20 protein-coding genes are annotated in these 22,506 nt (G+C 74.5%); 10 read left to right on the top strand and 10 right to left on the bottom strand.

The window, feature by feature from the left end:
• Window positions 1-9 precede the first annotated feature (9 nt).
• The 4 genes from mptB (at window position 10) to ACQP12_RS25240 (ending at window position 2,830) form a co-directional block, all read left to right on the top strand.
• A complete protein-coding gene (gene mptB / locus ACQP12_RS25255) occupies window positions 10-1,497 on the top strand; it encodes a polyprenol phosphomannose-dependent alpha 1,6 mannosyltransferase MptB (RefSeq protein WP_433282537.1) in 1,488 nt (495 codons plus the stop codon).
• Between the two features lie 77 nt (window positions 1,498-1,574).
• The gene (locus ACQP12_RS25250) at window positions 1,575-1,919 is read left to right on the top strand and encodes an ArsR/SmtB family transcription factor (RefSeq protein ID WP_357939645.1); all 345 of its coding nucleotides are present in this window, start codon (window positions 1,575-1,577) and stop codon (window positions 1,917-1,919) included.
• A gap of 14 nt (window positions 1,920-1,933) precedes the next feature.
• Window positions 1,934-2,398: an SRPBCC family protein gene (locus ACQP12_RS25245; RefSeq protein ID WP_357939647.1), complete on the top strand. Its 465-nt coding sequence runs from the start codon at window positions 1,934-1,936 to the stop codon at window positions 2,396-2,398.
• 135 nt (window positions 2,399-2,533) lie between these two features.
• Window positions 2,534-2,830 (top strand): GYD domain-containing protein, encoded by a 297-nt coding sequence (locus ACQP12_RS25240; protein ID WP_433282534.1) that lies wholly within the window; start codon window positions 2,534-2,536, stop codon window positions 2,828-2,830.
• Between the two features lie 106 nt (window positions 2,831-2,936).
• Here the strand turns inward: ACQP12_RS25240 and glnA are convergent, their stop codons facing one another.
• On the bottom strand, window positions 2,937-4,361 hold the full coding sequence (gene glnA / locus ACQP12_RS25235) for a type I glutamate--ammonia ligase (RefSeq protein WP_433282532.1): 1,425 nt from the start codon (window positions 4,359-4,361) through the stop codon (window positions 2,937-2,939).
• A 232-nt stretch (window positions 4,362-4,593) separates the two neighbouring features.
• On the opposite strand from glnA, the gene ACQP12_RS25230 reads away from it, so the two are divergent.
• Entirely contained in the window at window positions 4,594-5,004 is a 411-nt protein-coding gene (locus ACQP12_RS25230; protein ID WP_433282530.1) for an RDD family protein, read from the top strand.
• A gap of 66 nt (window positions 5,005-5,070) precedes the next feature.
• Here ACQP12_RS25230 and ACQP12_RS25225 read toward each other — a convergent pair whose 3' ends face one another.
• The gene (locus ACQP12_RS25225; protein WP_151460953.1) at window positions 5,071-5,760 is read right to left on the bottom strand and encodes a DUF4191 domain-containing protein; all 690 of its coding nucleotides are present in this window, start codon (window positions 5,758-5,760) and stop codon (window positions 5,071-5,073) included.
• 214 nt (window positions 5,761-5,974) lie between these two features.
• Between ACQP12_RS25225 and ACQP12_RS25220 the strand changes: the two genes are divergently transcribed.
• Window positions 5,975-6,145 (top strand): hypothetical protein, encoded by a 171-nt coding sequence (locus ACQP12_RS25220; RefSeq protein WP_357939651.1) that lies wholly within the window; start codon window positions 5,975-5,977, stop codon window positions 6,143-6,145.
• Between the two features lie 179 nt (window positions 6,146-6,324).
• Window positions 6,325-9,285, top strand: a complete 2,961-nt coding sequence (locus tag ACQP12_RS25215; RefSeq protein WP_433282528.1) for a helix-turn-helix transcriptional regulator — start codon at window positions 6,325-6,327, stop codon at window positions 9,283-9,285.
• A gap of 82 nt (window positions 9,286-9,367) precedes the next feature.
• Here the strand turns inward: ACQP12_RS25215 and ACQP12_RS25210 are convergent, their stop codons facing one another.
• Window positions 9,368-11,269, bottom strand: coding sequence for a DUF423 domain-containing protein (locus ACQP12_RS25210; RefSeq protein WP_433282526.1), 1,902 nt, complete (start codon window positions 11,267-11,269; stop codon window positions 9,368-9,370).
• Window positions 11,270-11,329: 60 nt separating this feature from the next.
• Window positions 11,330-12,376 (bottom strand): lipoyl synthase, encoded by a 1,047-nt coding sequence (gene lipA / locus ACQP12_RS25205; protein WP_357939657.1) that lies wholly within the window; start codon window positions 12,374-12,376, stop codon window positions 11,330-11,332.
• A gap of 357 nt (window positions 12,377-12,733) precedes the next feature.
• Between lipA and aspS the strand changes: the two genes are divergently transcribed.
• Window positions 12,734-14,020, top strand: a complete 1,287-nt coding sequence (gene aspS, locus ACQP12_RS25200) for an aspartate--tRNA(Asn) ligase (RefSeq protein ID WP_433282524.1) — start codon at window positions 12,734-12,736, stop codon at window positions 14,018-14,020.
• A gap of 65 nt (window positions 14,021-14,085) precedes the next feature.
• Window positions 14,086-15,126 (top strand): FUSC family protein, encoded by a 1,041-nt coding sequence (locus ACQP12_RS25195; protein ID WP_433282522.1) that lies wholly within the window; start codon window positions 14,086-14,088, stop codon window positions 15,124-15,126.
• On the opposite strand, the gene nadE is transcribed toward ACQP12_RS25195, so the two are convergent.
• The 5 genes from nadE to ACQP12_RS25170 form a co-directional block, all read right to left on the bottom strand.
• A complete protein-coding gene (gene nadE / locus ACQP12_RS25190; RefSeq protein ID WP_433282519.1) occupies window positions 15,123-15,947 on the bottom strand; it encodes an ammonia-dependent NAD(+) synthetase in 825 nt (274 codons plus the stop codon). The two genes, ACQP12_RS25195 and nadE, sit on opposite strands and share 4 nt — an antisense overlap.
• Window positions 15,948-15,964: 17 nt before the next feature.
• Complete coding sequence (locus tag ACQP12_RS25185; RefSeq protein WP_433282517.1) at window positions 15,965-16,357, bottom strand: VOC family protein; 393 nt, start codon at window positions 16,355-16,357, stop codon at window positions 15,965-15,967.
• A gap of 4 nt (window positions 16,358-16,361) precedes the next feature.
• Window positions 16,362-17,009, bottom strand: a complete 648-nt coding sequence (lipB, locus tag ACQP12_RS25180) for a lipoyl(octanoyl) transferase LipB (RefSeq protein WP_357939668.1) — start codon at window positions 17,007-17,009, stop codon at window positions 16,362-16,364.
• 28 nt (window positions 17,010-17,037) lie between these two features.
• Window positions 17,038-18,270, bottom strand: a complete 1,233-nt coding sequence (locus ACQP12_RS25175; protein ID WP_433282515.1) for a TolB family protein — start codon at window positions 18,268-18,270, stop codon at window positions 17,038-17,040.
• 61 nt (window positions 18,271-18,331) lie between these two features.
• Window positions 18,332-20,143 (bottom strand): DUF2079 domain-containing protein, encoded by a 1,812-nt coding sequence (locus tag ACQP12_RS25170; RefSeq protein WP_433282513.1) that lies wholly within the window; start codon window positions 20,141-20,143, stop codon window positions 18,332-18,334.
• Window positions 20,144-20,331: 188 nt separating this feature from the next.
• Between ACQP12_RS25170 and ACQP12_RS25165 the strand changes: the two genes are divergently transcribed.
• Window positions 20,332-21,549: an extracellular catalytic domain type 1 short-chain-length polyhydroxyalkanoate depolymerase gene (locus tag ACQP12_RS25165; RefSeq protein ID WP_433282511.1), complete on the top strand. Its 1,218-nt coding sequence runs from the start codon at window positions 20,332-20,334 to the stop codon at window positions 21,547-21,549.
• Window positions 21,550-21,574: 25 nt separating this feature from the next.
• Here the strand turns inward: ACQP12_RS25165 and ACQP12_RS25160 are convergent, their stop codons facing one another.
• A complete protein-coding gene (locus ACQP12_RS25160) occupies window positions 21,575-22,474 on the bottom strand; it encodes a TIGR01777 family oxidoreductase (protein WP_433282509.1) in 900 nt (299 codons plus the stop codon).
• Window positions 22,475-22,506 lie beyond the last annotated feature (32 nt).

The following is a 22,506-nucleotide window of genomic DNA, read 5'->3' as shown; positions in this document are numbered from 1 at the left end:
GAGGTGCCGGTGAGCGAGCCCGGCGCGCTGCCCGACGGACCGGTCCGGCCGGTGGCCGCCGCGCTCGCCCGGTACGCCGGACTCGCCGGCGCGGTGCTGCTGACCGCCGCCGGGTGGCTCGGCGGCGCGCTGCCCGACACCCCCGCCGTGACCAGCCTCGGCGACGCCTGGCGCGCCCCGCACGGGCCGGTGGTGCTCGGCTGCTGGCTGGTCGGCACGGTCCTGCTGGTCGGGGCCTGGTGGTCGCTGCGGTGGGGCGCCCCGTCGGGCCGGTGGGCGTACGTGACCGCCGGGCTCTGGCTGCTCCCGCTGCTGGCCGCGCCGCCGCTGGGCAGCCGGGACGTCTACTCGTACGCCTGCCAGGGCTGGTCCTGGTCGCACGGCGTGGATCCGTACCGGGTCGGCGTGGTGGCGGCCGGCTGCCCGTGGGCGGAGAGCGTGTCGCCGATCTGGCGGGACACCCCGGCCCCGTACGGGCCGTTCTTCGTGCTGCTCGCCGGCCTGGCCGTGCTGCTCGGGGGCGGCCTGGTCGGCGCGATCGTGGCGCTGCGCGTGGTGGCCCTGGCCGGGGTGCTGCTGGCCGCGTTCTGCCTGCCCGGGCTGGCCCGGGCCGCGGGGGTGCCGACCCGGCGGGCGGCCTGGCTGGCGCTGGCCTGCCCGCTGGTCGGGGTGCACCTGGTGGCGGGCGCGCACAGCGACGCGGTGGGCCTCGGGCTGCTGCTGTTCGGCCTGCTGGTGCTCGTCCGCCGGCCCGGCCGGCCGCGGGCGCTGGTCGTCGCCGGGGTGCTGCTCGGGCTGGCCGTGGCGGTGAAGGCGGTCGCCGTGGTGGTGCTCCCGTTCGCGGTGCTGGCCGCCGTGGTCGGCCGCTACACATGGCGGGCGCTGCTGCGCGACGGCGGTTGGCTGGCCGGTGGAGTGCTGGCCGCGCTGGTGGTCACCAGCCTCGCCACCGGCCTGGGCCTGGGCTGGGTACGCGGCCTGGCCCGCAGTGGCGACTCCGAGCAGTGGACGTCCCCGCCGACCGCCGTCGGTCAGGTGGTCGAATACGCGGGCGCCCTGGCCGGCCGGGATCCGCAGGCCGTGCCCGTGATCCGGGTGGTCGCGCTCGCGGTGCTCGCGGTGCTGCTGGTGGTCCTCTGGTGGCGAGCGTGGGCGGCGCTGCGCCGGCTGGGCGACGCCCGGCAGCGCGCGGTTCACGCCGCCGCCCGGCCGCGGGTGGCCCTGGTCGGAGCCGGCCTGGCGCTGGCCGCCACCGTGCTGCTCGCCCCGGTCTTCCACCCCTGGTACGCGACCTGGCCCCTCGCGCTGCTGGCGGTGGCGACGGTCGCGGTGGCCCGGACGGTGTGGTTCATGGCGCCCTGCGCGGTGGCCTCGGTGCTCACCCTGCCGGACGGCACCAACCTGGCCCGGTTCACCAAGGCGCCGGGGGCCATCCTCATGACCCTGCTGGTGGTGGCGGTCGTGGTGGCCGCGGTCCGGGCCCGCCGCGCCCACTGAAATCCGCGAAGTGGTTGACGTCGCCAGTCCCGACCTCTATGTTTAACGCATCCGTTAATTAACGAGGTGGTTAAGCAGTGGCCGAGGACCGACTCAGCGTCATCTTCGCGGCGCTGGCCGACCCGACCCGCCGGGGGATCCTCGCCCGGCTGGCGGAGGGGGACGCCACCGTCTCGGAGCTCGCCGAGCCGTTCGCGATCAGCCTCCCGGCGATCTCCCGCCACCTGAAGGTGCTGGAGCACGCCGGTCTCATCACGCGCAGCCGGAGCGCGCAGTGGCGCTCCAGCAGCCTCAACCCGGAGCCGCTGCGGGAGGCGACGGCCTGGATGGAGCGCTACCGGCAGTTCTGGGACGCCAACTTCGACCGGCTCGACGCGCACCTCCGGCGGATCCAGGCGCAGACCGAACGGAAAGACCAATGAGAGAGGACAGCAGCATGACCGACACGCAGGCGACCCAGGAACTCGTCATGACCCGGGTCTTCGACGCCCCGCGGGAGCTGGTCTGGCGCGCCTTCACCGACCCGGACCAGTTCGCCGAGTGGTTCGCCCCGGTCGGCTGGTCGGTGCCGCGCGACACCGTCGACATGGACGTCCGGGTCGGCGGCCACCAGCGCTTCGTCATGGTCAACGACGAGGACCCGGCGATGACCTCGCCGGCCGACGGCACCTTCGGTGAGGTGGTCGAGCACGAGCTGCTGGTGGGCTACGAGGAGGCGCACGGCGTGCCGGGCGTGCCCGACGGCACCCGGTTCACGCTCCGGCTGGAGTTCCACGCCGAGCCCGGCGACCGGACGCGGCTGGTGTTGCGCCAGGGCCCGTTCGCGCCGGAGATGCGGTCCGGCGCCGAGCAGGGCTGGGGCAGCTCCTTCACCAAGCTGGACGCGCTGCTCGCCCGCTGACGGCGGACACACGCACCGGCCGGGCCGGCCCCGCTGTCGCGGAGCCGGCCCGGCCGGTGCGTACTTGACCCAGATTCCGACCGCTATGCCCAGTATTCACCTTACGATGAGATCTCTTCGTGGAGGTGAGGGGCCATGCCGACGTATATCGCGCTGCTGAACTGGACCGATCAGGGGATCCGCGCCTACAAGGACACTGCGAAGCGCGCCGAGGCCTTCGCCGCAGCGACCCAGAAGGTCGGGGCGAAGCTCGTGAACCTTCAGTGGACCGTCGGTCCGTACGACCTCGTGGCCGTCGTCGAGGCGCCCGACGAGGAGACCGGCGCTGCTGCGCTCCTGCAGCTCGGCGGGGCGGGCAACGTCCGTACCACGACCCTGCGGGCCTTCAGTCGAGACGAGATGGACGGCATCATCGCCAAGACTGCTGGCTAAGGCACGACGGGCCATCGATCGCTCGTACGCGGCGGCGATCGACGGCCCGTCGGATGAACCCAGGTGGTGACCAGGGCGCATGATCCCTGGTCAGAGTGTTGTCAGCTCAGCAGTCGAAGTACATGGCGAACTCGTGCGGGGTCGGGCGCAGGCGCACCGGGTCGACCTCGTTGGCCCGCTTCCAGGACACCCAGGTGGAGATGAGGTCCGGGGTGAACACGCCGCCGTCGAGCAGGTAGTCGTGGTCGGCCTCGAGGGCGTCGAGGACGGCGGGCAGCGAGCCCGGGACCTGCTTGACGTCGCCCCACTCCTCCGGCGGCAGGTCGTAGAGGTCCTTGTCGATCGGCGCCGGCGGCTCGATCTTGTTCTTGATGCCGTCGAGGCCGGCCATCATCATCGCCGAGAACGCCAGGTACGGGTTGCTGGACGGGTCGGGGACGCGGAACTCGACCCGCTTGGCCTTCGGGTTGCTGCCCGTGACCGGGATCCGCGTGCAGGCGGAGCGGTTGCGCTGCGAGTAGACCAGGTTGACCGGCGCCTCGAAGCCCGGCACCAGCCGTCGGTAGGAGTTCACCGTCGGGTTGGTGAACGCGAGCAGGGACGGCGCGTGGTGCAGCAGACCGCCGATGTACCAGCGGGCGGTGTCGGACAGGCCGGCGTAGCCGGTCTCGTCGTAGAACAGCGGCTCACCGTTGAGCCACAGGCTCTGGTGGGTGTGCATGCCGGAGCCGTTGTCCCCGAACAGCGGCTTGGGCATGAACGTGGCGGTCTTCCCGGCGGCCCACGCCTCGTTCTTGATCAGGTACTTGAACAGCTGCAGCTGGTCGGCGGAGTGCAGCAGCGTGGAGAACTTGTAGTTGATCTCCGACTGGCCCGCGGTGCCGACCTCGTGGTGCGAACGCTCGACGATGAACCCGGCATCGATGAGCCGGCGGACCATGCTGTCACGCAGGTCGGCGTAGTGGTCCACCGGCGGGACCGGGAAGTAACCGCCCTTGTACGCGGTCTTGTAACCCCGGTTCCCGCCTTCCTCCTCGCGGCCGGAGTTCCAGGCGCCCTCGATCGAGTCGATGTAGTAGAACGACTGGTGGGCGGAGGTTTCGTGGCGGATGGAGTCGAAGATGTAGAACTCCGCCTCCGCGCCGAAGTAGGCGGTGTCGGCGATGCCGCTGGCGGCGAGGAACGCCTCGGCCTTCTTGGCCACGTTGCGCGGGTCGCGGGAGTAGGCCTCGCGGGTGAACGGGTCGTGGATGAAGAAGTTCAACGCCAGGGTCTTCTGCGCCCGGAACGGGTCGATGAAGGCGCTCGCCACGTCGGGCAGCAGCAGCATGTCCGACTCGTGGATCGCCTGGAAGCCGCGGATCGACGAACCGTCGAAGGCGAGGCCGTCGGTGAAGACGCTGTCGTCGAACGACTCCACCGGCAGGTTGAAGTGCTGCATCACGCCGGGCAGGTCACAGAAACGAACGTCGACGAACTTCACGTCCTCGTTCTTGAGGTAACGCAGCAGTTCCTCGGGATTGGCGAACACAGGTCCTCCTGGCGGGTCCACTCCGGTCGCTGTCTACCTGGCGACGCTATGGCCGCGGGGTTGCCCGGCCGTGTCTCCTCTGTTTCCGCCGTGTTACGTCCCTCGCGGAGCGTCATTCCGGCCGCTCAACGCCTCCGGTCTGGCGCTGTTCGATGAATTTGGTCCTGTTTCCCGCTCCGTGCGACCGGCGTACCCGGCAGCCCGGGGCCGGACGCTGGCTACCCTGGCCGCTGTGACCGATACCGCCGCCGCGCCGGTGCCGCCCGCCGCGGACCCGACCTTCACGCCCCCGAGCATCGGCCGGCGCTTCGGCGCCCTGCTCATCGACTGGGTGCTGTGCCTGTTGATCGCCAACCTGTTCGCCGACCCGGTCCGGGACGGCTGGGCCCCGGTCCTGGTGCTGATCCTGGAGTACGGCTTCTTCCTCGGCCTCTTCGCCCAGACCCCCGGCATGTACGTCACCCGGATCCGCTGCGTGTCCTGGGCCGACGGCGGCCGGATCGGGCCGGTCCGGGCGCTGCTGCGCGGCGTGCTGCTGGCCCTCGTGGTGCCGGCCCTGATCATGGACGGGCACCGGCGCGGCCTGCACGACCGGCTGACCGGGTCGGTCATCGCCGACGCCCCGCGCCCGGCCCGCCGCTGACCCCGGCCCAGACGACGAAGGAGCCGGCCCCGCACGGGACCGGCTCCTTCTCGCCTACGACGGGGGTCAGCGACCCCGGGTCTGGCGGAACGCGCCCCGCGGCGGTCGCATGTTCTTCGGGACCGCGCCCTTGGGCATCTGCGGGCGGGCGGTGAGCGCCTTGAGCCGCTTGTCGAGGGCGTTGACGTCCTTCGGGGCGAGGCTGCGGGGCAGCCGCATCAGCGTCATCCGCAGCTTGCGGATCGGCAGTTCGCCCTCGCCCTGGCCGATCACGTAGTCGTGCAGCGGCGCCGAGCCGATGACCTTGGCCAGCCGACGCTTCTCCTGGCCGAGCAGGCCGCGTACCCGCTGCGGGTTGCCCTCGGCCAGCAGGATCACGCCCGGCCGGCCGATCACCAGGTGCACCATGTCCATCTGGGTGGTGGAGCTGACCGCCGGGGTGACCCGCCAGTCGCCGCGCATGCTCTCCATGATCTGGGCCGCCGCGCCGGGCTGCCCCTCGGCGGCGTTCATCATCGCCTTGTTGGACCGCAGATTGAGCACGATCAGCACGGCGAGCAGGATGAACAGGATGCCGATCGGCAGCCAGATCCAACCCCAGAGGAGCACCGCGACCACGGTGAGCGCGAGCGGAATCAGCACCGCCGCCGCGGTCAGCGGCGCGAACCACCGGTCCTGCTTGGCGGTGAACTGGAACACCATCCCGATCTGCTTCAGCCGCTGGCCGAACGAGACCTTCTCCTGGGGCTTTGCCATGCCGCAGAGTCTAGTGGTCGGCGCGCAGCCCGTTGATCCGTGGCCGCCCCTCGGCCGTGCGGCTGAGTACCTTACGTCGCCGCCGGGCCGCTGAGGCCCCCGAGTAAGGAGGCGGAGCGGCCGAAGATCAGGCGGCGCACCCATGCCCCGGGGGCACCTTCGCGCGGAAAGTCAGTGTCGACAGCGACAGACACCGCACGACAGGAGAACCGAGATGTTCGGCAACGACGCAGACCTGCTTCTCACCATCCACCGCAGCCACGCCTCCGAGCTGCAGGCCGAGGCGGCCCGCGACCGGCTCGCCCGGTCCCTGCCCCGCCGCCACCCGCGCGGCTGGCTGGGCCGCCGGCAGCACGCCGCCCGCGTCTCCGACGCCCGCCGGTGACCGCCCCGGCGCTGCCGGCGCGCCCGACCGCCGCAGGTCCGGCCGCCTCCGAGGGGGCTGGTGCGGCCGGGTTGGGTTCCGGGGACGTCGGTCCGGCCGCCACGGGGGCGGCCGGGCCGGCGGGGAACCGGCCGGTCGGCCGGGACGGCGCCGGCGTACGCCATGGCATGCTCGACGGCGTGACCGCACGCGCCGCCAGCACCGTCCTCGTCGGGCGCCAGTCCGAGCTGACCGGGCTGCGCGAGGCCCTCGCCCGGGCCCGGGCCGGGGACCCGGCGACCGTCCTGGTGGGCGGCGAGGCCGGGGTCGGCAAGACCCGGCTGCTGGAGGAGTTCGGCGCGCACGCCACCACGACCGGGGCGCGGCTGCTCGTCGGCCAGTGCCTGGAGCTCGGCGAGGCCGGCCTGCCCTTCGCGCCGTTCGCCGCCGCGCTGCGCGACGTGCTGCGCCACGACGGCCCGGCCGCCTTCGCCGGCTACGAGGCGGAGTTCGCCCGGCTGCTGCCCGAGCTGGCCCGGGTGCCGGCCGCGGCCGCCGCGCCGACCGGGCTGCCGGTCTCCGACACCCCACGTGGCTACCTGTTCGACCTGGTCGCCGACCTGTTCCGGCGGCTCGCCGAGGAGCGGCCGCTGGTGCTCTTGATCGAGGACCTGCACTGGGCGGACCGGTCCACCCGGGACCTGATCGACTTCCTGGTCCGGGCCGCCCGGTCCACCCGCCTGCTGCTGGTCTGCACCTACCGCACCGACGAGCTGCACCGCGGGCACCCGCTGCGCCCCTTCCTCGCCGAGCTGGACCGGGCCCGGGGCGTGGGCCGGGTCGAGCTGGGCCGGCTGGACCGCGACGGCACAGCCGCCATCCTCGGCGACCTGCTCGGCGCCGAGCCGGCGCCCCGCGCCGTCGACGATGTGCACGGGCGTACGCAGGGCAATCCGTTCTTCATCGAGGAGCTGGCCGCGGCCGGCGACCCGGTCGGCTGCGCGGTGCTGCCGGAGACGCTGCGGGACCTGCTGCTGGCCCGGGTGGACCGGCTGCCCGAGCCGGCCCAGCGGGTGCTGCGGATCGCCGCCGCCGGCGGCACCCGCTTCGCCCACCAGCTCCTCGCCGAGGTGGCCGGCCTTCCCGAGCACGAGCTGGAGGACGCGCTGCGCGCCGCCGTGGCCGGCCAGCTCGTCGTGGCCGACCCGGACGGCGACTACGAGTTCCGGCACGCGCTGTTCCGCGAGGCCGTCCACGACGACCTGCTCCCCGGCGAGCACGCCCGGCTGCACGCCCGGTACGCCGCCGCCATCGAGGCGCAGCCGCACCTGGTGGCCGCCGGCCGCGCCCCGGCCGAGATCGCCCACCACTGGTACGCCGCACACGACCACCCGCGCGCCCTGATCGCCGCCCGGGTGGCCGCCGGCGCCGCCGGTGACCGTTACGCGTACGCCGAGCAGAGCCGGCTGCTGGAACGGGTCCTCGAACTGTGGGAGCTGGTGCCGGACGCCGCCGACCGGCTCGACATGGACCACCTGCGGGTGCTGGAGGAAACCCTGGCCGCGGCGACCACGGCCGGCGACTACAAGCGGGCCCTCACCCTGACCCGGGCCGGGCTGGCCGAGGTGGACACCGCCGCCGAGCCGCTGCGCGCCGCCCACCTGCTCTACCGGCGCGGCCGGTTGCTCGCCCTGCTCGGCAAGAGCGACGGCACCGCCGAGGTACGCGAGGCGTACCGGCTGGCCGGGGAGGTGGCGGACGCGCCGGAGCGGGTGCGGCTGCTCGCCGACATCGCCGCGCACCTGGTCAAGATCGACCCCGAGCAGGCCGCCTCGGTGGCCGCCGAGGCGATGGCCGCGGCCGAGGTGGTCGGCGCGGACGTGGCCCTGCTGCCCACCCGGATCGCCCTGCTCGGCCGCACCGACAAGGCCCCCGATCTGGGGTTGGCCGAGCTGCGCCGGGCCGAGGCGCTGGCCCGGGCGACCGGCAACGCGCCGGCGCTGGTCAGCGCCCTCGTGCACCTCTCCGACGTGCTCTACGAGCTGGGCCGGTACGCCGAGTCCGAGGAGGCCGCCGCGTCCGGCGTGAGCGAGGCGCGCCGGGTGGGGATCAGCCGCTCCACCGGGGCGTACCTGCTGTCGAACCGGGCCGAGGCGCTGATCGCGCTGGGTCGCTGGGACGAGGCCGACGCGGCCTGCGCGGAGGCGGCCCGGATCGACCCGCCCGGCGTCTCCGGGCTGCACTGGCTCCAGCTCCGGGCCGGGCTGCGGCTGGCCCGGGCGCACCCCGCCGCCGACGAGCTGGTCGGCCGGGCACTGGCCTTCCTGGCCCGGCCCTACCTCTGGCCGAACCACCGGCTGCCGCTGCGCGAACTGCGCATCGAGGCCGCCCTGGCCGCAGACGACAAGGTGGACGCGCTCGCCGCGAGCCGGGCCGCCCTGGCCGACGAGCGCCTGGTCGACCTGCCCCGGGAGGGCTGGCCGGTGCTCAGCGCGGTCGCCCGCGCCGCCGCGCTGGTCGGCGACGCCGCGCTGGCCGCCGAGGCGTCCGCGGTGGCCGCCGTGCTTCCCGCGCGCTATCCGGCGGAGCACGCCCACGCTGCCCAGGTCACCGCGATCCTCACCGGCGTCGGTGCAGGTGGTGGCGCTCCCGTCGCGATCCAGCAGCACGACGTGCCGGCTGGTCGGGACGGCGCGGTGCTGCCGGCGTGGCGGGCGGCGGTCGTCGCGTGGCGGGCGGTCGGGCAGCCTTACCCGCTGGGCCGGGCGCTGCTCGCGCTGGCCGAGGCCGCCGCGGCGGCCGGCGAGCGGGACGAGGTCGCCGGCGCCGTTCGCGAGGCCGCGGACATCGCGACCCGGCTCGGCGCCGCCCCGCTGGGCGAGCAGGCCGCCACCCTGGCCCGCCGGGTCGGGCTGCGCGGGGCCGGCCGGCCCGGCCCGGACCTGCTGACCAGCCGGGAGCAGGAGGTGCTCCGGCTGGTCGCCGAGGGGCACAGCAACAGCCGGATCGCCGAGCGGCTCTTCATCTCCCCGAAGACGGCGAGCGTGCACGTGTCCCGGATCATCGCCAAGCTGGACGTGACGAACCGGGTGGAGGCCGCCGCACTGGCCCACCGCCTCGGGCTGCTCGACCCGGCGCCGCCGGCTCAGCGGCGGGGATAGCCGAGGCGGCGTCGGCGCAGCCGGCCGGGCCGCGCGTGGCGTCGGCTCGTGGCGGGCGGGGAAGACGCGCCCGCCGGTCGGTTCAGCGCCGGGGCAGGTAGATCCGCCAGCCGGCGGCGGTGACCACGTCGAGCGCCCCCGGGTCGGGTCCGAGCCGCCCGTCCAGCCGCGCCGCCAGCGGCGATCCGGCCGGGGCCACCCAGGCCGCGCTTGGGTCGGCGTCCACCGCCCGCCGGTACACCGGCAGCCGGTCGAACCCGGGGCGCAGCTCGTCGTCGACCACGGCGCAACGCACGTCCTCACCCGTGGCGAAGGTGAGCCGGTTGCACGTCCAGTAGCCGGCGCGCACGTGCCGCACGCCCAGCGCGCCGAGCGCGTCGACGAGCGCCCGGTGCCGGTCGGCCTCGGCGTGGGTGGCCGGCACCGCACCGACCGCCTCCGCCGTCGCGACCGCTCCGGTGCCGAGTATCCCCGCGAGGACGGCGACCGCCGCCACCCCGGCCACCCGGACCCGCCCCCGACCGCTCGCCGCGCGGTTGATCGACTCCGGCTCGCCGGCCTGGCGGTCTCCCGGCCGGTCGGATCCCGCCAGCTCCCCGAGGTGGTGACCGGGCCGGCCAGCCAGGTCGCCGGGCTGGTGGTCGGGCTGGTCGGGTCCCGTCAGGTCGGCGGGGTGGTGGTCGGGCTGGCCGGGTTCCGTCAGGTCGGCGGGGTGGTGGGGCGGCCCGGAGGGCCGGGGCGGGGGCGGCCACAGGCCGGCCCGTCGGGCGGCGGACCGGAGCGGCCAGAGCAGGGCGGGCGTCGCGACCGCCAGGACGGACAGGTAGCGGGCGCTCTCGATCGGGGTCCGCCCGGCCGCGTTGCTCGCCGCATAGGCCGCCAGCACGCCGGCGGCCCCGGCGAGCAGCGCCAGCCGCACCGCCGCCGACACCCGCCGATCCGCCGCGCCGGGGGGATCCTCGCCGGATCTTGGACAGTTGGCGTTCGCAGCGAACGGAAAGTGTCCAAGATCCGCGGGCGTTACGGGCCGGCGGAGGGTGCGTCCGGCGGTCACCGCCGCGAGCAGCAGCAGGAGAGGGAACACGGGCGCCCACCAGAGTTGCCACCCGGCGCAGTGGCCGGGGGAGCAGAAGCCCGTGGCCAGTGACGGGCCGAGCACCAGGCCGCCGGACAGCCGCTCGCCCCAGCTCGCCGCCGCGTCCGCGCCGCCGGCCGCCAGCACCGCCGCGAGCGGGTTGCGGCCGTGCCGGAGGCTGTCCAGCAGCATCGGCGCCGCGCCCAGCAGCAGGGCGCCGGCCACGACCGGCCCCGCCCGGCCGGCCAGCTCGCGCCGGCACCACGCGACCAGCACCGCGCCGGTCCCGAGGACGTACGGCAGCACCAGCGGGTCCACCCAGAGCATCAGCCCGGACACGAGCCCCCAGGCCGCCCAGCGGGGCAGCCGCGCGCCCGGCCCGGCCGCGCAGAGTCCCACGGTGAGCAGCGCCAGCGCCGCGGCGGCCGGGTTCAGCTCGGGGTAGCCGCCGCCGGCGATGAGCTGGTTCTTGACCACCCGGTCGGAGCCGAGCGCCAGGACGGCGACGACCAGCAGGGCGTACCAGCGGTCGCCGCCGAGCCGGCGGGTGAGCCGCCAGGACAGGGCGAGGAAGAGGGCGTACAGGGCCAGGGTGGGCAGCCGCAGGGCCAGCACCGACGGCCCGGCCAGGGCCACCAGCGGCGCGGCCAGGTACGCCTCCAGCGTGCCCATGTACGCCTGGCCGTAGAACCAGACCGGGAAGTCCTCGCCGCGGGCGATGTGCAGGGCGGCCAGCCCCATGGTCGCCTCGTCGCTGTTGGTGGGCGGCGCGTCGGCGAGCAGCAGCGCCAGCCGGTAGCCGACCCCGGCCAGCCCGACCAGCAGGGCGAGCAGCGCCGGCAGCCGGGGACGCCGGGGCGTGCGCGGGCGGGTGGCCTCGCGCGGCTCCTGGCGTACCCCGACGGTCATCCCTGGGATCATGGCATCCGGCGGGCGGCCGGCGGTGGGTGACGCGGTGGACGGCCGGCCTCAGCCGGCGGCCACGACCTCGTCGCGGGCGGCGAGCGCCTGCTGGTAGAGCCGCCCGGCCCGGTACGACGAGCGGACCAGCGGGCCGCTCATCACGCCGGCGAAGCCGATCTCCTCGGCCTCCTCGCGCAGCTCGACGAACTCCTCCGGCTTGACCCAGCGGGTGACCGGGTGGTGCCGGGGGGAGGGGCGCAGGTACTGCGTGATGGTGATCAGCTCGCAGCCGGCCTCGTGCAGGTCGCGCAGCGCCTGGGAGACCTCGGCCCGCTCCTCGCCCATGCCGAGGATGAGGTTGCTCTTGGTGACCAGGCCGTCGGCGCGGGCCTGGCGGATCACGTCGAGGGAGCGCTCGTAGCGGAACGCCGGGCGGATCCGCTTGAAGATCCGCGGCACGGTCTCGACGTTGTGCGCCAGCACCTCGGGCCGGGCGCCGAACACCTCGGCGAGCTGCTCGGGCACCGCGTTGAAGTCGGGGATAAGCAGCTCGACGCCGCAGCCGGACTGGAGGGCGTGGATCTGCCGGACCGTCTCGGCGTAGAGCCAGGCGCCGCCGTCAGGCAGGTCGTCGCGGGCCACGCCGGTGATGGTGGCGTAGCGCAGGCCCATGGCGGCGACGGACTCGGCGACCCGGCGGGGCTCGTCGGCGTCGAACTCGGCCGGCTTGCCGGTGTCGATCTGGCAGAAGTCGCAGCGCCGGGTGCACTGGTCGCCACCGATGAGGAAGGTGGCCTCCCGGTCCTCCCAGCACTCGTAGATATTGGGGCAGCCGGCCTCCTGGCAGACGGTGTGCAGCCCCTCGCGCGAGACGAGCCCGCGCAGCTGGGTGTACTCCGGGCCCATCTTGGCCTTGACCTTGATCCACGGCGGCTTGCGCTCGATCGGCGTCTCGGCGTTGCGCGCCTCGATCCGCAGCATGCGCCGCCCCTCAGGTGCGACAGTCGCGGTTGGCGCTGCCTGCTCGGTCGTCGGCGCGGAGTGCTCGATCGTCACAAAACCGAGCCTACGCCGGTCGGTGGCGGTCGATGAACGGCGGGCGACGGCCGTCACGCCCGAATCGTTGTGACACCGGACACCAGTGGCGAAAAATCGGCGTCACACGGGCCGGGCCGGGGTGCTAGCGTGCCGGGCAGAGCTGCGACGGAGCCGAGTAGCGGGCCGATCCGCCAGCGCAGAGAGCCGCCGGTTGCTGGAAGGCGGTCTGGCGCCGGACCGCGAAGACCCTCCCGAGCTGCGGGAAGAACGGCGGCCTGGCCGCTCAGTAGACCCCGCCGGCTGGCCCCCGTCACGGGCGACGAACGAGGCCCACCGCCGAGGCGGAGGGCGAAGGTGTGGTGGCACCGCGAGGTTCCCGCTCGCCCACACCTCCCGGGGATCGCGTTGCGATTGACCAAGGAGGTAACCGCCGTGCAACGCATCCTGTCCTCCCAGCTCACCCACCATGTCGGCGCGACCGTGCGGATCGCCGGCTGGGTGCACCGCCGCCGGCTGCTCAAGTCGGTGGCCTTCCTGATCGTCCGGGACGCCGCCGGCCTGGCCCAGGTGGTGGTCACCGACGCCGCCGTGCGCGCGGCCGTCGAGTCGCTGCCCGAGGAGACCGTTGTCGAGGTCACCGGCACGGTGGTCGCGAACGCCACGGCGCCCGCCGGGGTCGAGCTGGCCGAGCCGGCGGTACGCCCGCTCGGGCCGCCCGCCGTCCCGCCGCCGTTCGACCTGTACCGGCCGGCGCTCACCGCCACCCTGCCCACCCAGCTCGACCACGCGCCGGCCGCGCTGCGCCACCCGACCCGGTCGGCGGCGCTGCGGATCTCGGCGGCGGCGGTGGCCGGCTTCCGGGCCGCCCTGGACGCCCGCGCGTTCGTGGAGATCCACACCCCGAAGGTGGTCGCCTCGTCCACCGAGAGCGGGGCGAACGTGTTCGCGCTGGACTGGTTCGGCCGGCCCGCGTACCTGGCCCAGTCGCCGCAGTTCTACAAGCAGCTCATGGTCGGCGTCTTCGAGCGCGTGTACGAGGTCGGGCCGGTGTTCCGCGCCGAGCCGCACGACACCGTCCGGCACCTGGCGCAGTACACCTCGCTCGACGTCGAGCTGGGCTTCGTGACCGACCACCGCGACGTGATGGCCGTACTGCGGGAGACCCTGGCCGGGATGCTGGCCGAGGTCGCGGCGCGGGCCGGCGGGCCACTCGCCACCCTCGGGCTCACCCTGCCCGAGGTGCCCGCCGAGATCCCGGCCGTGCACTTCACCGAGGCGCTGAAGATCGCCGGGGCGCCGGCCGACGAGCCGGACCTCGCCCCGGCGCACGAGCGGGCGCTGGGGGAGTGGGCGCTGCGCGAACACGGCTCGGACTTCCTGTTCGTCACCGGGTACCCGATGGCGAAGCGGCCGTTCTACACCCATCCGGACCCGGTGCGGCCGGCGTACTCCAACGGCTTCGACCTGCTGTTCCGCGGGATGGAGCTGGTCACCGGCGGGCAGCGGCTGCACCGGCACGAGGACTACCTGGCCGCCCTGGCGGCCCGCGGCGAGCCCGTCGAGCCGTACGCCGGGTACGTGGACGCGTTCCGCCACGGCATGCCGCCGCACGGTGGGTTCGCCATCGGGCTGGAACGCTTCGTCGCCCGGCTCACCGGCGCGGCCAACGTCCGGGAGGTGACCGCCTTCCCCCGGGACCTGCACCGGCTCACCCCCTGACCGGGGATCACGCCGCCGCGATCCGGGTACCCCGGGTCGCGGCGGCGACCGGAGGGTGAGGGCGGATGGGCGAGCAGGTACGGGCGACGCTGCACGGCCTGCTGCACGTGCGGCCCGCGCCGGGCGCGCACCGGGTCGCGCTGCGGGCCGGCGTCAGTGTCCTCGTGCCGCTGCTCGCGGTGCTCGCCGCCGGCCGCCCGGCCTGGTCCGTGTACGCGGTCTTCGGCGCGTTCACCTCGCTCTACGGCCGCAACCACGTGCACCTGTCCCGGGCCGCCATGCAGGCCAGCGCCGGGGCGGCCCTCACCGGGACGGTCGTCCTCGGCGTGCTGGTCGGGGCGCTGCCGTCCCGGGCGTGGGTCGCGGTGGCGGTCGCGGCGGCCGTCGCGGCGCTGGGCGCGGTGCTGGCCGCCGCGCAGGACTGGCACCCGCCGGGGCCCCTGTTCCTGGTGTTCGCGTTCGGCGCGGTCGCCTCGGCGCCGCACGCGGTGTCGGACGTGCCGGTCGCCGCCGCGCTGGCCGGGTCGAGCGCGCTGTTCGCCCTGCTGGTCGGGAACGTGGGCAGCGTGCTGCGGCGGGAGCGGAGCCGGCCGGCCCGGCTCGCGCACGTGTGGACCTGGCAGCCGGTGCGCTACGCGCTGGCCGTGGTGCTGGCCGGCGGCGTGGCGACCGCGGTCGGGATCGGCCACCCGTACTGGGCGATGGTGGCGGCGGTCGCCCCGCTCAGCGCCGCCGGGGTCACCGCCCAGCTGGTCCGCGCCGCGCACCGGATCCTCGGCACGCTGCTGGGGCTGCTGACCAGCGCGGTGCTGCTCGCCCCGGCGCTGTCGCCGTACGCCACCGTGCTGGTGGTCGCGGTGCTGCAGATCGTCACCGAGCTGCTGGTGGGCCGCAACTACGGGCTGGCGCTGCTGTTCATCACCCCGATGGCGCTGCTCATGGGTCAGCTCGCGGTGGCCCGCCCGGCCGGGCAGCTGCTCTACGACCGGGGCGTGGAGACGGTGATCGGCGGCATCGTCGGTGGCGCGATCGTGCTCTGCGAGCCGTGGTTGCGGGCGCGGTTCGCCGCCGGCCCGCTCGACGACGGTGTCGGTCCCGACACCTAGGGCGCGATCGGGAGCTGGCGCTTGTGCTCGGTGGCGCGGTAGCGGGCCACCAGCGCCTCCTCCACCTCCGCCGGCACGGGCCGGCCCTCCAGGTAGTCGTCGATGTGCTCGTAGGCCAGGCCGAGCGCGTCCTCGTCGAGCTTGCCCGGGGCCAGGGTCTCCAGGTCGGCCGTGGGCGCCTTGCCGACCAGCTCGACGGGGGCGCCGAGCGCCGCGGCCAGCGCCCGCACCCGCCGCTTGGTCAGCCCGGTCAGCGGGACCAGGTCCGCCGCCCCGTCGCCGTGCTTGGTGAAGAAGCCGGTGACCGCCTCGGCGGCGTGGTCGGTGCCGACCACCAGCCCGCCCGCCGCGCCGGCCACCGCGTACTGGGCGATCATGCGCTGCCGGGCCTTGACGTTGCCGAGCACGAAGTCCTGCTGGGCGGCGTCGCGGAAGGTCAGCCCGCCGGCGACCAGCGCGTCCAGGGCGGCGTCGGCGGCCGGCTTGACGTCGACCGTGAGCACCCGGTCCGGGCGGATGAACTCCAGCGCGGCCTGGGCGTGGTGCTCGTCGGCCTGCACCCCGTAGGGCAGGCGCATGGCGACGAAGGTGGCCGGGTGGCCGGCGGCGCGGGCCCGTTCGGCGGCGAGCTGGCAGAGCCGGCCGGCGGTGGTCGAGTCGACGCCACCGCTGATGCCCAGGACCAGCGTGGTCAGGCCGGTGTCGACCAGGCGGTCGGCGAGGAAGACGACCCGGCGCTCGATCTCCTCGGCGGCGTCGAAGGTCGCGGGAATCCGCAGCTCCTCGGCGATCCGTTGCTGGGTCGACAGCACGTCGGTCATCGGGGGTTCTCTCCTCGTCAGGCGGGACCGAGCAGGTCCCAGGGGTTGCCGGCGAGGTCGCGGAACACGGCGACCCGCCCGTACGGCTCGGTGCGCGGGGGCTTCACGAACTCGACCTTCGCCTCGACCATCCGCCGGTAGGTGGCGTCGAAGTCGTCGACCTGGAGGAAGAAGCCGACCCGGCCGTGGGTCTGGTCGCCCACCGCCGCCGCCTGTCGCTCCCCGTCGGCGCGGGCCAGCAACAGCCCGGTCCCGCCGCCCGGCGGGCGGACCACCACCCAGCGCTTCGGCCGGCCGTCGTTCGTCAGCGAGGGCTTGTCCTCCACCAGCTCGAAGCCGAGCACCTCGGTGAAGAAGGCGATGGCCGGCTCGTAGTCGGCGACGACGAGGGTGACGAGGTCGATCCGCACCCGCTCAGCCCTGGACCGCGACCAGCGTGGGCAGGTGGCGCTCGACCACCGGCAGCACGTCGGCGACCGTGATCGGGCGGCCCAGCTCGGCGGTGAGCGAGGTGACCCCGGCGTCGCGGATGCCGCACGGCACGATCCGGTCGTAGTGGCCGAGGTCGCAGTCGCAGTTGATCGCGAAGCCGTGCAGGGTCACGCCCCGGGCCACCCGGATGCCGATGGCGGCGACCTTGCGGGCCGGCCCCCGGTCGTCCTCCGGCACCCAGACCCCGCTGCGCCCCTCGACCCGGCCGGCGGCCAGCCCGAACTCGGCGCAGACGTCGATCAGCAGCTGCTCGGTGCGCCGGACGTACGCCACCACGTCGACCGGATCGGGCAGCGTGACGATCGGGTAGCCCACGAGCTGACCCGGACCGTGCCAGGTGATCTTGCCGCCGCGGTCCACGTCGACCACCGGGGTGCCGTCCATCGGCCGGTCCCACGGCTCGGTCCGCTTGCCGGCGGTGTAGACGCTGGGGTGCTCCAGGAGCAGCACGGTGTCGCCCTGCTCGCCGGCCACCACGGCCTCGTGCACCCGGCGCTGCTCGTCCCAGGCGGCCCGGTAGTCGATCAGGCCGGCACGGACGGCGGTCAGCCCGGAAGTCGTCACGCTCACCCGTCCAGCCTAGTCGTGCCCGGCGGCGTCAGGCCGGTGAGGCTCGTCGCTCCCGGCGGCGGCGCAGAGCGCGTGCGAGCAGGACGGCGAGCAGCAGAGCCGGTAGGGCGACCACCGGGTAGAGCCACCACGGAGCCGCCCACGGGGAGGGCCGGGGGGCGGAGCCGGCGAAGACGGCGTCGGCCAGCCGGTCCGCCGGCACGTCGAAGCCCGAGACGCCCGGGGGCCCCGTCACCAGCACCTGCTCACGGCCGCCCGCCGCCACGGCGACGAGCGACGCGTGCCGGTCCTGGAGGGTCGTCTCCCGCGACAGCCGGTTCAGCACCGCTTCGCCGTTTCGCCAACCGACCAGCTCCGTCGCCCAGCCAGCGACCGGGACGGGGGTGCCGAGCGGTTGACCGGTCGCGGCGTCGAGGAACTCGAGCCGCCAGGACCGGGCGGCCGCCTCCTCGAGGGTGCAGGCGGGGCCGGCGCAGCCGTCGAAGGCGAGCAGCGCGATCCGCGCGCCGTCGGGGCTCCAGGCGCCCCGCCCGGCGAGCAGGTGGCGTTCGTCGAGGTCGCGCTGCCAACGCACACCGCCCCCGGCCGCATCGGTGACCGTCAGCCGCTGCCGCTCGACCGCCGGATCCGTCGGGCCGGCGACCACGATCAGGCTGCCGTCCGGTGACCAGGCCCCGGTGGTGTGACTGGCGAACGTGCCGGCCGCGACCACCCGCTCCGCCCCGTCGTACGGGTCGACCACGAGCAGGTCGTCCGGTTTCGCGGGGTCGTTGAGCTGCTGGTTGTCCGGTCCGTACGTGATCACCGCGTCGTCGTTGTCCCGCGTGCCGAGCAGCGACCTGCCGTCCGGCGACCACGCCAGCGCCCGGATGCCCGGCCGGTGGGTGCGGTCTTCCGCACCGGTGGTCAGGTCGACCAGCACCCCTCGGTGGGGCCGCACATAGTGCCGCCCGTTCGGAGAGAGCAGCCCGTGATCTTCACCGACCTGCAGCGGAATCAGTCGGTAGGCGCCGTCGCGCCCCACCAGCACGCCGGTCGACTCGAAGTAGCGGGTGTTCGAGGTGAAGAAGACCACCGAGGCCGGACCGGCGGGACGCTGACCGACCGTCGCCTGCCAGAGCCACGGGTCGTAGACCCGGCCCGGCGCCGCGTCGGAAGCGGCCGCCGCGGCGAACGAGCCGGCAGCCAGTGCCGCGATGGCGACGGTCGACAGGGCTGCGGCGCGCAGCGTGGCCCGTGGGGGGATCCGGAGGAACCTCATCCGCACCATTAGACGCCGTCGTCCGGCTTCCGGTGATCCCGTGCCGGCCCGGGCCGACAGGTCAGGCCGGCGGCACCCGCCAGACCCAGACGTCCTCGACCCGTTCGGGCGGGCCGAGCAGGGCCGTGGCCGTACGGCGCACGGCCTCCTCGTCGACGTCGAACTTCGCACCGTGCACCCGGTCGGCCAGCACGACCGTCTCGACCCCCCAGTAGTGCAGGTCCGCGCGGGACTCCCGGATGCTGCCCTCGGTGATGATCGGCACGAGCCCGGTCCGCCCGGCCTGGTCGACCAGCGCGCTGAAGGTGCGCGGGACCGGCCCGATCCGGCCCCGGCCGTCCGGTCCGCCCGGGCCGAGGAAGAAGCCGGCCGGGATGCGGAACTCGCCCTGCCGGTGCGCCAGGGCGTACGCCTGCCAGCGCTGGCCGTCCGGGTAGATGTCCACGGTCAGCGGCAGGGGGGTGAGCACCCCGCCGGGGGAGACGTAGCGCTGCCAGGCGCCGGTGGTGATGAACGCCGGCACCGGCTCCCGGACGTGGGTCAGCAGCGGGGTGGGCACCAGCGGCAGCAGCGCGGCGGCGAAGCCGAGCGCCCAGACCAGCTCGGTGGAGCGGTGCCGGGGCGGCCGGGCGCGCAGCGAGTCGACCGCGTACGCCAGCAGCAGGCCGATCACCGGTGCCACCACCAGGGCGAGCCGGGAGGGCAGCGCCGCGTTGACCACCGGCAGGTTGTCCAGCACCCCGAACGGCAGCAGCTGGTCGGTGCGCCGGCCGTTCCACTTGGCCGTGGGGCCCCAGGAGAGCACCGCGAAGACCAGCGCGGTCACGCCGAGCGCCGTGAGCGTGGCCCGGAAGGCCCGGTCGGCGCGCCGCCGGAGCAGGACGAAGCAGGCGACGGCGAGCAGCAGCAGCGGGATCCCGAAGAAGGAGTTCTCCTCGGTCGGGTTCGGCGCGAGCGAGGTGCCCAGCCCGGCCCAGCCGGCCAGCGACCGCCGGGGGTACGACCCGTACGCGGCGATGTCCTCGGAGTGGATGAGCGGGTCGAAGCCGGTGCCGTGGAACCGCTGCGGCCCGGCGAAGTGCAGCCACAGCGGGTACGCCAGCAGCACCCCGGCCACCAGCGCGGTCACGCCGAGCCCGCGCAGGAAGCTCGGCAGGGCGGCCCGCGCCTCGGCCCGGTTGACCGGGTGCAGCGCCCACACCAGCAGGAACAGGGCGACCGCCAGCGCGGTGAAGAAGAGCCCCTCGGCGGCGATCGAGAAGGCGACCGCCACCAGCAGGCCGAGCACGACGCCGCCGGTGATCGCGTGGCCGGGGCGGCGCAGCCGGAGCACGCCCCAGACGAGCAGCGGCACCAGCCAGCCGGCGGTCCAGTTCAGGTGCGCGTTGGCGTGCGACACCATCGCCGGGCAGTAGGCGATGAAGAGGGCGCCCACCCCGGCGGCCAGCCGGCTGGCGACCAGGTGCCGGCTGAGCAGCCAGTACCAGGCCACCGCGGTGGCCGCGAGGTTGAGCGTGAGGATCACCAGGAACGTCGCCGGCGGTCCGACGAGGTACGTCAGCGGTGCGAAGACCACCGCGTACGCGGTGATCGAGGTGTTGACCGCCAGGTTCACCCCGTCCGGGACGTTGATCAGGTGGGTGAAGAACGGGTTCTCCCCGTGGGTCACGGCGTGCCCGCCGAAGGCCAGCAGCCATTCGAAGAGGGCCTGGTCGCTGGAGTTCACGGTGATCGTGCGGGTGTTCGGGTCCCGCCACATCCCGCTGGTCACCCAGAGGGCGAGGGCCACCGCGGCGAGCACCAGCACCAGGTCGGCACGCCGGTTCCGGAAGGTGGTCGACGGCCCGGTGGCCTGGGGCGGGGAGCTCGGCACGCAGCGGACGTTACCAACCGGAACTGGACACGCCGGTCAGACACGGAACCTCGCCGGCTGACCGCCCCCGCACACTTCGGCGTTCGTGAATGTGTGAGCGGCGGCCATTCCGGGAGCGTGAAACAGGGACGTAACGTCGCGGCAACTCGAAGGTGACCCAGTTCACAATTCGCCGTCAGGAGGTCGCCGTGCGCCGCTCCTCATCCCTTCTCACCCGCCTGGCCGGGGTGGCAGCGGGGGTCGTGCTCGCCGCGGCCGCCGTCGGAGTCGCCGCGCTGCCCGCGCAGGCCGCCACGCTCTCCCAGGTCACCGGCTTCGGCTCGAACCCCGGCAACCTGGCCATGTACGCCTACCGCCCGGACGCCCTGCCCGCCAACGCCCCGGCCGTGGTGCTGCTGCACGGCTGCACCCAGAACGCCTCGACCTACTTCACCAACTCCGGCTGGCAGAAGTACGCCGACCAGTGGAAGTTCGCGCTGATCGTGCCGCAGCAGCCCTCGGCCAACAACGCCAACTCCTGCTTCAACTGGTTCGAGACCGGGGACACCGCCCGGGGCCAGGGCGAGGCGCTGTCGGTCAAGCAGATGGTGGACTACGCGAAGTCCACCTACGGCACCGACGGGAGCCGGGTCTACGTCAGCGGGCTGTCGGGCGGCGGGGCGATGAGCGCCGTCATGCTCGCCACCTACCCGGACACGTTCGCCGCCGGATCGGTGATCGCCGGTATCCCGTACCGCTGCGCCACCAGCATGGTCAATGCCTTCACCTGCATGAACCCGGGCGTCGACAAGACGCCGGCGCAGTGGGGCGACCTGGTCCGCAACGCCTACGCCGGCTACACCGGCAAGCGCCCCCGGGTGGCCATCTGGCACGGCACCTCGGACACCACGGTCGCCCCGCTGAACGCCACCGAGTCCCGGGACCAGTGGACCAACGTGCTGGGCGTGTCGCAGACGCCGACCAGCACCGCCTCGCTGCCGGCCGGCACGAGTCTGGAGGTCTACGGCAGCGACCAGGTGCGGCTCTACCGGGTCTCCGGCATGGGCCACGGCACCCCGGTCGACCCGGGCTCGGCGACCGAGCAGTGCGGCACCGCCGGGGCGTACTTCCTCGACACCATCTGCTCGACCTACCGCGACGCGCTCTTCTTCGGTCTGAACGGCGGGGGCGGCACGCCCAGCCCGACGCCGACGGCGACCGCGTCACCGACCCCGAGCCCGACCCCGACCACCGCGCCGGTCTGCGTCACCGCGAGCAACTACGCGCACGTCACGGCCGGCCGCGCCTACCAGTCCGGCGGCTACGCCTACGCCCTGGGCAGCAACCAGCGGATGGGCCTCTACAACACCTTCTACACCAGCACCCTCAAGCAGACCGGCCCCGCCTACTGGGTCATCGGCTGCTGACCGCGTCGGCGCCGCCCTCGCCGGCTCAGTCGGTGAGGGCGGCGTGCAGCGCGCCCGGCAGGTCCGGGTGGGTCCAGGCGAAGCCCGCCCTGCCCAGCACGCCGGGCAGGACCCGGGCGCTGGTGAGCGCCTCGTGGGCGAAGCCGCCCAGGGCGACCTTCAGGGCCAGCGCCGGGATCGGCATGATCGCCGGCCGGTGCAGTTGGCGGGCCAGCTCCCGGGTGAACTCGGCGTTGGTGACCGGGGCCGGACCCACCACGTTGACCGGACCGGCGACGTCCTCGCGGGCCAGCAGGAAGGTCAACGCGTCCAGCCAGTCCCGCATCGAGATCCACGGCAGCCACTGCCGGCCGTTGCCCAGCTTGCCGCCGACCCCCAGCCGGAACGGCAGGAGCTGCGGCTTGAGCATGCCGCCGTCGCGGTGCAGCGGCAGCCCGGTGCGCAGCCGCACCACGCGGGTCCCGGCGTCCTCGGCCGGGCGGGTGGCGGCCTCCCACACCCGGCAGACGTCGGCCAGGAAGCCCTCGCCGGCCGGCGAGTCCTCCTCGACCGTCCGGTCGCCGGTGTTGCCGTACCAGCCGACGGCCGAGGCGTTGAGCAGCACCGCCGGCCGGTCGACGGCGGGCAGCCCCGCGATGGTGATCGCCAGCGTCGTGGTGCTGTCCACCCGGCTGGACCGGATCAACCCCTTGTACGCGTCGTCCCAGCGCTTGTCGCCCACCCCGACGCCGGCCAGGTTCACCACGGCGTCGGCGTCGGCCACGACCTGCGGGTCGAGCTGCGCGGCGGACGGGTTCCACCGCCGCTCGTCAGGGGTGCGCGGCGCGCGGCGGACCAGGCGGGTGACCTGGTGCCCGTCCGCGGTGAGTCGGTCGACCAGTCGGGTGCCGAGGAAGCCGGACACTCCGGCCATGAGGATCCGCATGCGCATATCTTCGGGTACGGACGCCGGCCCGG

Origin of the sequence: Micromonospora sp. CA-244673 (assembly GCF_050948395.1) — a bacterium.
Lineage (GTDB): Bacteria > Actinomycetota > Actinomycetes > Mycobacteriales > Micromonosporaceae > Micromonospora.
This window is presented reverse-complemented; position numbering and strand designations above follow the sequence as displayed.